The 14,323-nt window shown below is 70.4% G+C and carries 10 protein-coding genes, 1 tRNA gene and 1 pseudogene; 6 read left to right on the top strand and 6 right to left on the bottom strand.

Features of this window, described 5'->3' with window-relative positions:
- Positions 1–121: 121 nt before the first annotated feature.
- Positions 122–799 (top strand): annotated as a pseudogene (locus OG906_RS17755) (class E sortase); the annotation flags it as partial.
- 43 nt (positions 800–842) lie between these two features.
- Entirely contained in the window at positions 843–1,580 is a 738-nt protein-coding gene (locus tag OG906_RS17760) for a class E sortase (RefSeq protein ID WP_329443975.1), read from the top strand.
- A gap of 175 nt (positions 1,581–1,755) precedes the next feature.
- Here the strand turns inward: OG906_RS17760 and pknB are convergent, their stop codons facing one another.
- From pknB to OG906_RS17790, 6 genes are all read right to left on the bottom strand, one after another.
- Entirely contained in the window at positions 1,756–3,807 is a 2,052-nt protein-coding gene (pknB, locus tag OG906_RS17765) for a Stk1 family PASTA domain-containing Ser/Thr kinase (RefSeq protein ID WP_329443977.1), read from the bottom strand.
- Between the two features lie 192 nt (positions 3,808–3,999).
- Positions 4,000–5,460: a peptidoglycan D,D-transpeptidase FtsI family protein gene (locus OG906_RS17770; protein WP_267798990.1), complete on the bottom strand. Its 1,461-nt coding sequence runs from the start codon at positions 5,458–5,460 to the stop codon at positions 4,000–4,002.
- Positions 5,457–6,881 carry an FtsW/RodA/SpoVE family cell cycle protein gene (locus OG906_RS17775; protein ID WP_267798989.1) on the bottom strand — a complete coding sequence of 475 codons (1,425 nt, stop codon included), beginning with the start codon at positions 6,879–6,881 and terminating at the stop codon, positions 5,457–5,459. Before OG906_RS17775 ends, OG906_RS17770 begins: the two co-directional genes overlap by 4 nt.
- Positions 6,882–6,912: 31 nt before the next feature.
- Positions 6,913–8,370, bottom strand: coding sequence for a PP2C family protein-serine/threonine phosphatase (locus tag OG906_RS17780; protein WP_267798988.1), 1,458 nt, complete (start codon positions 8,368–8,370; stop codon positions 6,913–6,915).
- A 144-nt stretch (positions 8,371–8,514) separates the two neighbouring features.
- Positions 8,515–9,012: an FHA domain-containing protein FhaB/FipA gene (locus OG906_RS17785; protein ID WP_053675567.1), complete on the bottom strand. Its 498-nt coding sequence runs from the start codon at positions 9,010–9,012 to the stop codon at positions 8,515–8,517.
- Between the two features lie 10 nt (positions 9,013–9,022).
- Positions 9,023–9,868 carry an FhaA domain-containing protein gene (locus tag OG906_RS17790; protein WP_267798987.1) on the bottom strand — a complete coding sequence of 282 codons (846 nt, stop codon included), beginning with the start codon at positions 9,866–9,868 and terminating at the stop codon, positions 9,023–9,025.
- Between the two features lie 291 nt (positions 9,869–10,159).
- On the opposite strand from OG906_RS17790, the gene OG906_RS17795 reads away from it, so the two are divergent.
- The 4 genes from OG906_RS17795 (at position 10,160) to OG906_RS17810 (ending at position 14,295) form a co-directional block, all read left to right on the top strand.
- Positions 10,160–10,242 (top strand) — tRNA-Leu (locus OG906_RS17795).
- A 227-nt stretch (positions 10,243–10,469) separates the two neighbouring features.
- Positions 10,470–12,131, top strand: coding sequence for a sensor histidine kinase (locus OG906_RS17800; protein WP_329448054.1), 1,662 nt, complete (start codon positions 10,470–10,472; stop codon positions 12,129–12,131).
- Positions 12,132–12,139: 8 nt separating this feature from the next.
- Positions 12,140–12,799 (top strand): response regulator transcription factor, encoded by a 660-nt coding sequence (locus OG906_RS17805; RefSeq protein WP_324289622.1) that lies wholly within the window; start codon positions 12,140–12,142, stop codon positions 12,797–12,799.
- 62 nt (positions 12,800–12,861) lie between these two features.
- Complete coding sequence (locus OG906_RS17810; RefSeq protein ID WP_329443983.1) at positions 12,862–14,295, top strand: DUF2252 domain-containing protein; 1,434 nt, start codon at positions 12,862–12,864, stop codon at positions 14,293–14,295.
- The last annotated feature ends 28 nt before the right edge of the window (positions 14,296–14,323 follow it).

Below are 14,323 nucleotides of genomic sequence, written 5' to 3' on the forward strand. Positions count from 1 at the left end.
GCCCACGGAGGGACGGGCCGCGCGGCGCAGGGCGGCACAGGAGGCCGCGAAGCGCTCTCACGCGCGGGGGCGCAGGCGGGGCGGGCGCCGGCGTCGGCCCCCGCGCTCGGGCGGCCCGCTGGTGGTGCTCAGCCGGGCGCTCGGGGAGCTGTTCATCACGACGGGCCTCGTGATGCTGCTGTTCGTCACCTATCAGCTCTGGTACACGAACCTGCTGGCGGAACGGGCGGTGGACGGAGCCGCCGGATCGCTGCGCCAGAACTGGGAGCGCAACCCGGGCGCCGCCGCCGCGCCGCAGGTCGAGGCCTTCGAGCCGGGACAGGGCTTCGCGATCATGTACATCCCGAAGCTGGACGTGAAGGTGCCGGTGGCCGAGGGCATCAGCAAGCCCAAGGTGCTGGACAAGGGGCTGGTCGGGCACTACTCCGAGGGCGTGCTGAAGACGGCGATGCCGGCGGACAAGCAGGGCAACTTCGCGGTGGCCGGGCACCGGAACACCCACGGGGAGCCGTTCCGCTACATCAACAAGCTGGTGCCCGGGGACCCGATCGTGGTGGAGACGCGCGACGCGTACTACACGTACGAGATGACCTCGGCGTTGGCGCAGACCTCGCCCGCGAACGTGTCGGTGATCAAGCCCGTGCCGGAGGGTTCCGGCTTCACGACCCCGGGCCGGTACCTCACACTGACGACCTGCACCCCCGAGTTCACCAGCACCTACCGGATGATCGTATGGGGCAGGATGGTCGAGGAACGCCCCCGCAGCCAGGGCGCTCCGCCCGCGCTGAAGAGCCCGTGAAGAGCCGCCCGAGCGCTCGTACGTCGTAGAGGACGAATCCGCAGTGTCCCGTGCCCGCCGTCGCCGTTCCGCACCGCCGACCCGCAACCGCGGCGTGCTCGCCGGTTTCCTGAGCCTGCTGGGCGAACTCCTGATCACCGTCGGACTGGTCCTGGGCCTGTTCGTCGCCTACTCGCTGTGGTGGACGAACGTGCTCGCCGACCGGCACGCGTCGGCCAAGGGCGACGCCGTCCGCGAGCAGTGGCAGCGCACGCCCGCTCCCTCCGACCAGAAGCCCGCCGCGCCGGGGGCGCTCGACACCCAGGGCGGCATCGGCTTCCTGCACGTGCCCGCGATGAAGAACGGCGAGGTGCTGGTCAAGCCCGGCATCGCCCCGGACGTCCTGAACGACGGGGTCGCCGGCTACTACACGGAGCCGGTCAAGTCCGCGCTGCCGTGGGACGCCAAGGGCAACTTCTCGCTGGCGGCACACAGGGACGGGCACGGCGCCAAGTTCCACGACATCGACAAGCTGCGCAACGGCGACGCGATCGTCTTCGAGACGCGCGACACCTGGTACGTGTACAAGGTCTTCGCGGAGCTGCGCCAGACCTCGAAGTACAACGTGGACGTGCTCAGCCCGATCCCCAAGGAGTCGGGCCGGACCGTCGCCGGCCGCTACATCACGCTCACCACCTGCACACCGGTGTACACCTCGAAGTACCGGTACATCGTCTGGGGCGAGTTGCAGCGGACCGAGAAGGTGGACGGCGACCGCACCCCGCCGGCGGAACTGCGCTGAGGTCCCGCCCCGGGCCCCCGGGGCATCCCGGCCCCGGGGGCCCGGGGTATCCCCCGGACGGCCCTGGAAGGGGCCTGTGAGCCCCTCTGGGGCACACGTGACGGAAAGGCCCGGCCCCCTCCCATCGGGAGGGGGCCGGGCCCTTCTGCGTGTCGCGCCGGCGGGGTGGGGTCGATCAGCGGCCGAGGCCGCCGATGAAGCCCCCGTTGCCGCCGTTGTTACCGCCGTTGCCCCCGTTGCCGCCGTTGTTCCCGCCGCCCTTGGGGAAGGTACGGACGTTGATGACGGTGCCGCCCGGGACCTGGCTGCCGACGCCGGGGTTGGAGTCGAACACCACCGCGTCGTCCTCCGACGGACCGCTGAGCACCGCGCCGAAGGACAGGCCGACCCCCTGGAGGGTCTGCTTCGCCTGACCCACGGTCTGACCGGTCAGCGCCGGCACGGCGACCGGGGCCACCTGCTCCTTGGCGACGGTGATGTTGACCGTGGTGTCCTTGTCCAAGGCCTCGCCCGGCTTGTACTGCTGCTTGAAGACCGTCTTCGCCGGCGTGCCGGCGGGGGCGTCCTCCTCGGTGACGCTGCCCAGCTTCAGCTTGGCGTCCTGGAGGGCCTTCGCGGCCTGGGCCTGGTTCTTGCCGGTGAGGTCAGGGACCGTGCCCTTCGAGAACTCCTTGGCCACCGTCAGCGTGACCGTGGAACCCTTCTCGGCCTCGGTGCCCGACTTCGGGTCCTGTTCGAGGACGATGCCCGCGGGACGGTCCGACTCCACCGTCTTCTTCTGGACCTCGAAGCCCTTGGCCTTCAGATCCGCCTCGGCCTTGTCGAACTCCAGGCTGCGCACGTCGATGACGGCCACCTTGGGCGCGCCCGAGGAGATCTTGACGGTGACGCTGCTGCCCTTGTCCACCTTGGTGTCGGCGGCCGGATCCTGCTCGCAGATCTTGCCCTTCGGCTGGTTGTCGCACTCCATCTCGCCGCCCTGGACCACCTGGAGGCCGATGTTCTTGCCCCGTTCCTGGGCCGCGGCCAGGGTGTCGCCGACCAGCTTGGGCACGCTGGGCCGGTTGTCGGCGCCCTTCCCCTCGAAGAGGGTCCTGCCGATGAGGATGGCGCCGACCAGGACGAGGATGCCCGCCAGGACCAGCAGGATCGTCGAGGCGCGGCTCTTCTTCTGGGGCCGGCGGCCGTGGCCCTGGTCGTAGCCGCCCTGGTCGCCGTACCCGTACCCGCCGTCGCCCGAACCCGTCGGCGGCATCATCGACGTCTGGCCGGAGTCCGCCGTGCGCAGGGCGGTGGTGGGCTGGTCGTAGCCCCCCTGGTGGCCGTAGCCGCCCTGGTCGGGGTAGCCGTAGCCGGCCGCGCCCATGGAGGCGGTCGCGGTCACGGGCTGGCCGTCGAGGCAGGCCTCGATGTCCGCGCGCATCTCGTCGGCGGACTGGTAGCGGTAGTCGGGGTCCTTGACCAGGGCCTTGAGGACGATGGCGTCCATCACGGGCGTGATCTCGGGGTCGAAGTTCGAGGGGGGCTGCGGCTCCTCCCGGACGTGCTGGTAGGCGACGGCCACGGGGGAGTCGCCGACGAACGGCGGCCGGACGCTGAGGAGTTCGTACAGCAGGCAGCCGGCCGAGTAGAGGTCGGAGCGTGCGTCGACCTGCTCGCCCTTGGCCTGCTCCGGGGAGAGGTACTGGGCGGTGCCGATGACGGCGGCGGTCTGCGTCATGGTCATGCCGGAATCGCCCATGGCGCGGGCGATGCCGAAGTCCATGACCTTGACCTGGCCGGTGCGGGTCAGCATCACGTTCGCGGGCTTGATGTCGCGGTGCACGATGCCGGCGCGGTGGGAGTACTCCAGGGCCTGGAGGATGCCGATGCACATTTCGAGCGTGCGCTCGGGCAGCAGCTTGCGCCCGGAGTGCAGCAGCTCGCGCAGGGTGGACCCGTCGACGTACTCCATCACGATGTACGGGATGGAGATGTTGTCGACGTAGTCCTCGCCGGTGTCGTAGACGGCGACGATCGCCGGGTGGTTCAGCGACGCGGCGGACTGGGCCTCGCGGCGGAACCGGGCCTGGAAGGACGGGTCGCGGGCGAGGTCCGCTCGCAGGGTCTTCACGGCGACGGTACGGCCGAGCCGGGTGTCGTGACCGAGGTAGACCTCGGCCATGCCACCACGGCCGAGCACGTGGCTCAGCTCGTACCGCCCGCCGAGGCGACGCGGCTCTTCCATAACTTGCAGCCCTCTCCGTCAGTCCCGACCGCACCGGTGTGTGGTCCGGCGGTGTGCTGTTCGCGCAAAGGCTACCGGCCGATCGTGGGTGATCGGTTCGTGACCACAGGCTGATACCCGACCGGTACCGTACGCTCCGATCCGGACCGGATCAGTGGTCCGGATCACCCTCCCCGCCGTGCCGGCGGACGCTCATCCCTTGCTCTTCAGTACGGCTTCCATGACGGCCTTCGCGACGGGCGCGGCCAGGCCGCCGCCGCTGATGTCCTCGCGTTCGGCGGCGCTGTCCTCGATCACGACGGCGACGGCGACGGGCGAGGTGCCGTCCGGGTTCTCGGCGTAGGAGATGAACCAGGCGTAGGGGCGCTTGGCGTTCTTCTCGCCGTGCTGCGCGGTGCCGGTCTTGCCGCCGACGACGACGTCCTTGATCTTGGCCGGGGTGCCCGTGCCCTTCTCGACGACGTTGACCATCATCTGCTGGACCTTCTGCGCGTTCGCGGCGGAGAGCGGGCGGCTCATCTCCTGCGGCTCGTGCTTCTCGACGGTGTCGAGATTGGGAGCGGTCAGCTCGTCGACCATGTACGGCTTCATCAGCTTGCCGTCGTTCGCGATGGCGGCGGTGACCATGGCCATCTGGAGCGGGGTGGCGGCGGTGTTGAACTGGCCGATGGAGCTCTGCGCGTTGCCGTCCTTGCCCATCGTCTTGTCGTAGACGCTGGCGAAGGCGCGGACCGGGGTGTCGACGGTGCTGTTGAAGCCGAACTTCTGGGCGGTCTCGACCATCTTGTCGCGGCCGACCTTGTCGCCCATGTTCGCGAACACGGAGTTGCAGGAGACCTGGAGCGCGAAGTTCAGCGTCGCCTTTTCGCAGCCGCTCGCGTGGTTGACCATCGGGGTCCGGGTGCCCGGCAGCATGTACGGCTCGGGAGTGTCCGTGGCGGCGTTGACGTCGCTCACCACGCCGTGCTCCAGGGCGGCGGCGGCCGTGACCACCTTGAAGGTGGAGCCCGGCGGGTAGGTCTCGCGCAGGGCGCGGTTGACGAGGTTCTTGTCCTCGCTGTCCTTCAGCTGGACCCAGGCCTTCTCGTCGTTCTTCGAGAAGCCGGCGAAGCTGGACGGGTCGTACGAGGGCGTGCTGACCAGGGCCAGGATGGCGCCCGTGCGCGGGTCGAGCGCCGCGACGGCACCCTTCTTGTTGCCCAGCTTCTCGAACGCGGCCTTCTGCGCGGCGGCGTTCAGGGTGGTGACGACGTTGCCGCCCTGCTTCTTCTCGCCGGTGAACATGCCGATGGTGCGGTCGAAGAACAGCCGGTCGTCGTTGCCGGTGAGGATGCCGTCGTCCAGGCTCTCCAACTGGGTGGAACCGAACGCCTGCGAGGCGTACCCGGTGACGGGCGCCCACAGCGGGCCGTCGAGGTAGGTCCGCTTGTACTTGAAGTCGCTGCCGTCGGTCACGGAGGAGCCGGTGATCGGCTTGCCCCCGACGATGATGTTGCCGCGCTCCGTGGCGTACTGGGCGATCTGGACCCGGCGGTTCTCCTTGCGCGTGCTGAGGTCCTCGGCCTGGACGTACTGCAACCAGTTGGTCCGCACGAGCAGCGCGAGGACGAGGAGACCGCAGAACAGCGAGATGCGACGCAGGGGCTTGTTCATGACGGACGAACCACCTGGGTCATCTCGGAGTCGGGGGACGGGGCGGGAGCCGGAGCGGGGCGCCGTGCGGTGTCGCTGATCCGGATGAGGATGGCGATGAGCACCCAGTTCGCGAGGACGGAGGAGCCGCCCGACGCGAGGAAGGGCATCGTCATGCCGGTGAGGGGGATGAGGCCCATGACTCCGCCGGCGACGACGAAGATCTGGATCGCGAAGGCGCCGGAGAGACCGATGGCGAACAGCTTGCCGAAGGGGTCCCGGGCGGCGAGGGCGGTGCGGGCACCGCGCTCGATGATCAGGCCGTAGATCAGCAGGAAGGCCATCACGCCGGCCAGGCCGAGTTCTTCGCCGACCGTGGAGAAGATGAAGTCGGAGTTGGCGGCGAAGCCGATCAGGTCGGAGTTGCCCTGTCCCCAGCCGGTGCCGAGCACACCACCGGAACCGAAGCTCATGATCGACTGGCCGACCTGCTCGCAGGCACCGGACTTGGCGTAGCAGGCGAAGGGGTCGAGCCAGGCGTCCACACGGGCCTTGACGTGGCTCGCGGTGGTGCCGACGACGACGGCGCCGCCGACCGACATGAGCAGACCGATGACGATCCAGCTCGTGCGCTCGGTGGCGACGTACAGCATGATCACGAACATGCCGAAGAACAGCAGCGAGGTACCGAGGTCGTTCTCGAAGATGAGGACGAGCAGGCTCATCGCCCAGATCATCAGGATCGGGCCGAGGTCTCGGCCGCGCGGCAGGTAGAGACCCATGAAGCGGCGGCTGGCCAGGGCCAGGGCGTCACGCTTGACCATCAGGTAGCCGGCGAAGAAGATCGCGATCACGATCTTCGCGAACTCGCCCGGCTGGATGGAGAAACCACCGACGCTGATCCAGATCTTCGCGCCGAAGACGTCGGCGCCGAGACCCGGGACGACGGGCAGGATCAGCAGGACCAGCGCGGCCGCCATCGAGATGTACGTGAACCGCTGGAGCACCCGGTGGTCCTTGAGGACCAGCAGCACGCCCACGAACATGGCCAGCGCCATCGCCGTGTACATCATCTGCCGCGGCGCCGACTCGGAGAACGCGCCGAAGCTCCGCTTGGCGAGGTTCTGCAGCCGTTCGGACTGGTCGAGCCGGTAGATCAGCACCAGCCCGAGGCCGTTGAGCAGGGTGGCGAGCGGCAGCAGCAGTGGATCGGCGTACTTCGCGTAGCGACGCACGGCGACATGCGCGAGACCGGCCAGGACGCCGAGGCCCAGGCCGTACGTCACCATGCCCGGGGGCAGGGAGCCGTTCATGGCCAGGCCCACGTTGGCGTAGGCGAAGATCGGGATGACCACGGCGAAGCCGAGCAGCAGGAGCTCGGTGTTCCGCCGGCTCGGCGCCTCGATGGCGCCGATGGTGGTCGTGTTGGTGACAACGCTCATGGTGTGGCAGGCCCCCTGCGCCCGCGTATCTCTACTGCTTTTCGCACTGGCCGGCCAGTTGCTGCTCGGCGGCAGTCAGGCTGGGGCCGGGTGTCGTGCTGGGCTTCGCCTCGGCGGCGCGACGGGCTTCGTCCTTCTTGCAGGCGGACACCTGCGTGCTGAGCTCGTCGATCTTCTGACGTGCCCCGTCGAGGCTGTCCTCGCTGATGGTGGCCTCGACCTGCTTGCGCTTGAAGGGCGGCAGGTACTTGAGTTCGATGTCGGGGTGATCCACTTCGACCTTCGAGAGGTGGATCCAGGCGAGGTTCTGGCTGATGCCGCGGTACAGCGCGACGTGCTCGTCCTTGACGCCCACGTAGAACTGGGTCTGCGTCCACCGGTGCCCGGCGTACACGCCGCCGCCGACGAGCCCGGCCACGAGCAGCAGGAGCAGCGTGCGCACGGTCCACTTGCGCCCTTTGCCGCGACGTCTGCGCGGGTGGTCGTAGGTGTCCTCTTCGGCGTCGTAGGCGTCGGGTTCGCCGAAGCCGCCGTACGCGCCGCCGCCCTGGCCCTGCTCCTGTTCGGGGTAGCCGTAACCGGTGGCCTCGCCGCTGCCGGGAGGGCCGAAGGAGCCCGCGGGCGGGGAGGCCTGGCGGCCGAGCCCGGAGGCGCGACCGGCCGGGGTCTGCATGGCGTTGCCGTCGAACAGCTGGTGCTGGTTCTCGGCGACCGCGCCCACCACGACCGGGCTGTCGTTGATCTGGGCGGCCAGGGTGTCGCCGCTGTCGGTGTCGAGGACGTCGGCGACGATGCAGGTGATGTTGTCGGGTCCGCCGCCGCGCAGGGCGAGTTGGATCAGCGCCTGCACGGTCTCGTGGGGGCCGTGGTAGTCGGCGAGGGTCTCCTCCAGGGTCTGGTGGGAGACCACGCCGGAGAGCCCGTCGGAGCAGATGAGGTAGCGGTCGCCGGCGCGGACCTCGCGGATCGACAGGTCGGGTTCGACGATGTCGCCGCTGCCGAGCGCACGCATCAGCAGCGAGCGCTGCGGGTGGGTGGTGGCTTCCTCTTCGGTGATCCGGCCCTCGTCGACGAGCCGTTGCACCCAGGTGTGGTCCTGGGTGATCTGCGTGAGGACACCGTCGCGGAGCAGGTAGGCACGGGAGTCGCCGACGTGCACGAGGCCGAGCCGCTGACCGGTCCACAGCAGGGCGGTGAGCGTGGTGCCCATGCCTTCGAGCTGGGGGTCCTCCTCGACCATGACGCGCAACTGGTCGTTGGCGCGCTGCACGGCCACGCTGAGCGCGGTGAGGATGTCGGAGCCCGGGACGTCGTCGTCGAGCTGCACGAGCGTGGAGATCACCTCGGAGCTCGCGACCTCACCGGCGGCCTGGCCGCCCATGCCGTCGGCGATCGCGAGGAGACGGGGACCGGCGTAGCCGGAGTCCTCGTTCCCCTCGCGGATCATGCCCTTGTGCGATCCGGCGGCGAACCGCAGGGACAGACTCATGCGCACCTGCCCTGTCGACGATGCCTCCGGGTACAACCGGTCTCGAGCCACACTGCCCACCCTCCGGTCGGGAGCGCGCTCCGGTCGCAGTCCCCGGTGGGACGGACCGCCGCGGCTCGCTCGCTCCGCTCGCTCATTCTCGTACTACTTCCGCAGCTCGATGACGGTCTTGCCGATGCGGATCGGGGCGCCCGGCGGGATGGGCGTCGGGGTGGTCAGCCGGGTCCGGTCGAGATACGTGCCGTTGGTGGACCCGAGATCCTCGACGATCCACTGGCCGTCACGATCCGGGTAGATCCTGGCATGACGGCTCGACGCGTAGTCGTCGTCCAGCACGATCGTGGAGTCGTGTGCGCGGCCGAGCGTGATCGTCTGCCCGGCGAGGGCCACGGTGGTGCCCGTGAGGGTGCCCTCCGAGACGACCAGCTTGGTCGGCGCACCGCGCCGCTGGCGCTGCTGCGGCGGCGCGGACTGCCGCCCCGCCTGTTGCGGAGCGCTGTTGGCGCCGCCCCGGCGGGAGCCGCGTTGCGTGACTCGCGTTCCGAAGAGGTCGCTGCGAATGACCTGGACGGCCACGATGACGAACAGCCACAAGACGGCCAGGAAACCCAACCGCATGACCGTCAGGGTCAGCTCTGACATTGCCCCCGCTTCACCCTTCGGCTTGCCGATAAATGATGGTGGTGCTGCCCACGACGATCCGCGAGCCGTCGCGGAGCGTAGCGCGGGTGGTGTGCTGCCCGTCCACCACGATGCCGTTGGTGGACCCCAGATCCTGGATCGTCGGGGGCGTTCCGGTCCGGATCTCACAGTGCCGGCGGGAAACGCCGGGGTCGTCGATCCGCACATCGGCCTCGGTGCTTCGGCCGAGTACGAGCGTGCCGCGCGAGATCTGATGGCGGGTGCCGTTGATCTCGATCCAGCGGCGCGTGGTGCCTGCGCCGCCGGAAGTCATGGGGGCCGCTCCGCCGGGGCCGCCTGGGGCGGCCCTGCGGGCGCCGGGTCCGCCGGGGGGCGGGGCGCTGGGCATGGGCGGGGCGGCGACCGGGGGGTACCCGTATCCGCCCTGCGGGCTGTCGGGAGCCGGGGCCTGCCCCTGGGGGCCGCCGCCGGGCTGTGAGGTGCTGGAGGCGAGCGTACGGCTTCGGACGCGGTAGAGGCCCGTGTCGAGGTCGTCGGCCTTCTCCAGGTGGACCTTGATCGGTCCCATGAAGCTGTAGCGCTGCTGCTTGGCGTAGTCGCGGACGAGGCCCGCGAGCTCGTCGCCGAGCTGACCGGAGTAGGGACTCAGGCGGTCGTAGTCGCCGGCGCTGAGTTCCACGATGAAGTCATTGGGTACGACGGTCCGCTCGCGGTTCCAGATGGTGGCGTTGTTGTCGCACTCCCGCTGGAGGGCGCCGGCGATCTCCACCGGCTGGACCTCGGACTTGAACACCTTGGCGAAGGTGCCGTTCACCAGACCTTCGAGTCGCTGCTCGAACCGCTTCAGGACTCCCATGGGGCACCTCCTCCGTCGTTGTCGCCCTGTACTGCTTACTGATCGTATCCACGCGTGGCGGATTCGGCTGGTTCCCCTTCGGCCTCGTGCCGAGGAGTGTTGGTCCTCACAAGCGATCGTAGGGGCGCTCGAGGGACAGTGTCCCGCACCGGGACGGGAGTGCGGGAGGGGCTGTCGAGGGTGAGGTGGGGGGAGCGGGAAATGGGATGTGATTCCACCCCGTCTGGCGTGCTAATCTTTCGACGTCGCCAGGGGAACGGCCCGAAAGGGAAGATCCACTGGTAGCCGCTCGGGCGAGTGGCGGAACGGCAGACGCGCTGGCTTCAGGTGCCAGTGTCCTTCGGGACGTGGGGGTTCAAATCCCCCCTCGCCCACTTCGAATGGTTCTCGAACCACTCGGTGCGAATTGAGAGAACCCCCACTCCGGAGAGATCCGGAGTGGGGGTTCTTTCGTCATGTCCGGAAGTCGATGTGTGACGGCGCTCTCTCCCCCGGGTCTTCTCGCCGTCGTCAGACTTTCGTCGGGCGGGGCGCGACGAAAGAGAGCGGTGGGCGACGCGTGCGGGTGTCTAGGGTCGGGCGCGTGGAAGCGACGGCGAGGATGCGGGCGGGCCGGGACTGGCTGAGGGGGCCGGAGCCCTGGTCCCCTCGGACGGTGGCGGGGGACCTGGCGCTGGCCGGGGTGGTCGCCCTGCTTGGCCTGGGGATCGAGGAGCTGGACAACGGCACCACGCTGCGGATGCTGACCGGTGCTCTCGTGGTGGTGGCGCTGACGCTGCTGCGCCGGCGGTTGCCCGCCACGACGCTGATCGTGGGTGCGGCGGTCTCGCCGTTCCTGCCCGGAACGTTCCTGATCACGGCCCTGCTGGGCTGGTCGGCGGGGCGCCGGATCGAGGACGTCGGTCGGGCCCTGGGAGCCTTCACGGCCGCCTTCGTCGCCGAGGTCGGCTTCAGCGTGGTGGTCGAGTGGTCGCACACGCGCCTCCTGCTGACGATCGTGTTCTCCACGCTGATGTTCTTGGCCGTCACGGTCATGCCGGGTCTCGCCAGCCGGTACTGGTCCCAGCGCCGTACGTTGTTGCGCGCCCTCCAGGAGCGCAACGGACAACTGATGCGCGAGCGGGCGATGGTCGCCGGGCAGGCGCGGCTGCGGGAACGGCAGCGCATCGCGCAGGACATGCACGACAGCCTGGGCCACCAACTCGCGTTGATCTCCGTGCACACCGGCGCCCTCGAGGTGGACCCGAAACTCACCGACCGGCAGCGCGAGGCGGTGGGTGTGCTGCGGCACGCCTCGGTGGCCGCGATGCACGAACTGCGCGAGGTGGTCGGGATCCTGCGTGACGGGGTCGAGGCACCGGTCCCGATGGAGGAGGCGTCGCAGCCCGCCGCCCGCGGGGTGGCCGGCATCGCCGGGATCGTGGAGGCGGCCCGGATCGCGGGCACGGACGTCCGGCTGACCGTCTCGGGCCGGCAGCGGCCGCTGGTGGCGGCGTGCGACCACGCGGCGTACCGGATCGCGCAGGAGGCGCTGACCAACGCCTACAAGCACGCGCCGGGGGCGCGGATCACGGTGGAACTGCGGTACGAGGACGACTCCCTGGTGGTGGAGATCGCCAACGGCCCGGCGGAGGGCCCGGGAGCCGGCGAGGTGGTGTCCGGCGGGCAGGGGCTGACGGGGCTGCGCGAGCGGGCCCGGCTGGTCGGCGGCATGGTCCACACGGGGGCCACCGAGGGCGGCGGGTTCCGGGTGGCGGGCGTCCTGCCGTACGGCGCGGAACCGGCCGGGACGGTCGAGGACATGGCCGACGACTTCGGGCAGCAGACGCAGGCGATGGGTCTCAAGGGCGCGCCGCCGATGGACTGGGCGGCCGTCGACCGGGAGTTGGCGGTCCGCAGCCGCACCGGCGGGGTCGCGTTGGGCTGCGGCATCGCGGTCGCCGCGGTGATCCTGCTCGTCATCGTGATCGGGGCGGGCGTGGCCCTGCTGGTGGGTTCCGCGAACAACGCCATGATCAGCGAGTCCGAGTACGACGCGACGCACGTGGGCGAGGCGGAGGACGCGGTCCGCGGGCGCCTTCCCGACGGGGACAGCATCCTCACGTCGGGCCTGACGGGGAAGGGGCCGAAGCAGCCGCCCGGCACGGACTGCGTGGCGCTGCTCTCCACGGAGGAGACGCGCCTGAACACCGATACGGTTTACCGGTTCTGCTTCAAGGACGGGAAGCTCGTCGACAAACAGACGTACGAGGTCAAGCAGTAGGAGCACGGGTGACACCCAGAGTGATCCGCGTCGTGATCGCCGACGACGAGCCGCTGATCCGGGCGGGCATAAGGATGATCCTGACCTCGGCTTCGGACATCGAGGTCGTGGCGGAGGCGGCCAACGGCCGGGAGGCGGTGGAACTGGCCCGGGCGCACCACCCGGACGTGGTGCTGCTCGACATCCAGATGCCCGTGATGGACGGGCTGACGGCCCTGGGTGAACTGGGCCGCGCCGTCCCCGAGGTCCGGGCCCTGATCCTCACCACCTTCGGCGAGCGGGAGAACGTCCTGCGCGCACTCGGCGAGGGTGGCGCCGGGTTCCTGCTGAAGGACTCCGCGCCGGGTGAACTGATCGGCGCGGTACGGGCCGCGGCGGCCGGCGACGCCTACCTCTCGCCCGCGGCGACCCGGCACGTGGTGGATCAGCTGGCCTCCGGGCAGTCCACCGGGCGGGGCGAGGAGGCCCGCCGACGCGTGGCCGGGCTGAGCGAGCGGGAACGCGGGGTGCTCGCGTTGCTCGGCGAGGGACTGTCCAACGCGGAGGCCGGACGACGACTGCACATGAGCGAGGCCACGGTGAAGACCTACGTCAGCCGGATCCTGGCCAAGCTGGAGTGCGAGAACCGGGTACAGGCGGCCCTGCTGGCCAGGGACGCGGGCCTCTAGATACGGTCGGGCCCGCATCGACGATGTGGCCGAGAACGACGTGACGGGTGGGGGCGGCAGGCATGGCGGCGGTACCGGGGCAGCGCGAGAGAGCGACTGACGTGACGGACGGCGGGCGGATCCCGGTGGTGGAGGGGTTCGCCCCCCGCGTCGAGGGGGGCTCCCCCAAGGAGGCCGGCAAGGCGCTGCGGCAGCGGGTGCCGCGTGCGGCGCACGCGCGGTTCGAGCCCCCGACCGACCGGCCCGACGCCGTGCGGGCCGTCGAGGAGTCCAATGTGGGCCGGGTCGCCGAGCTGACGCCGATACGGGTGGGGCGGATGGCCGCCAACCCCTTCGCGTTCCTGCGCGGGGCGGCCGGTCTGATGGCGCACGACCTGTCCGGCGGTCCGGTGACCGGTGTCGGCGCGCAGATCTGCGGTGACGCGCACGCGGCGAACTTCGGCCTCTACGGGGACGCGCGCGGGCGACTGGTCATCGACCTGAACGACTTCGACGAGACCGAGTTCGGTCCCTGGGAGTGGGACGTCAAGCGGCTCGCGACCTCGCTGGTGCTGGCGGGCCGGGTGGCCGGGGCCGACGAGGACACCTGCCGGGCCGCGGCCCTGGACGCGGTGGGCGCGTACCGCCGGACCCTGCGGCTGCTGGCCAAGCTGCCGGCGCTGGACGCCTGGAACGCCATCGCCGACGAGGAACTGGTCTCGCACGCCGACGCCCGCGATCTGCTCGGCACGTTGGAGCGGGTCTCGGAGAAGGCCCGGAACAACACCTCGGCCCGGTTCGCCGCCCGGTCGACGGAGGTCGGGACCGACGGACGACGCCGCTTCGTGGACGCGCTGCCCGTGCTGCGCCGGGTCGGCGACGCCGAGGCGGCGGCCGTGGCGGCCTCGCTCGGCCCGTACCTGCACACCCTTCAGGGGGACCGGCTGCCGCTGCTGGCCCGGTACGCGGTCCACGACGTGGCCTTCCGCGTGGTCGGGACCGGGAGCGTCGGGACGCGCTCGTACGTGGTGCTGTTGCTGGACCACCGGGGAGAGCCGCTGGTGCTCCAGGTGAAGGAGGCCCGGCCCTCGGTACTGCTGCCCCACCTGCCCGCGCTGGGCTTCCACGCGGCGCCGGAGGAGCACGACGGGCGGCGGGTGGTGGCCGGTCAGAAGCGGATGCAGGTGGTCTCGGACATCCTGCTGGGCTGGACCACGGTGGAGGGGCGGCCGTTCCAGGTGCGCCAGTTCCGCAACCGCAAGGGCAGCGTGGACCCGGCGGCGCTGGCCGTGGACCAGATCGACGACTACGGCCGGATGACCGGGGCCCTGCTGGCCCGGGCGCACGCGCACAGCGTCGATCCCCGACTGCTGGCCGGGTACTGCGGCAAGAACGAGGAGCTGGACGAGGCGATGGCCGACTTCGCGGTGGCCTACGCGGACCGCAGCGAGGCCGATCACGAGGTCTTGGTGACGGCCGTGCGCAGGGGACGGATCGCGGCCGAGGCCGGGGTCTGAGTGTTTCACGTGAAACATCGGCCCGGCC

Source organism: Streptomyces sp. NBC_01426 (assembly GCF_036231985.1).
GTDB lineage: Bacteria > Actinomycetota > Actinomycetes > Streptomycetales > Streptomycetaceae > Streptomyces.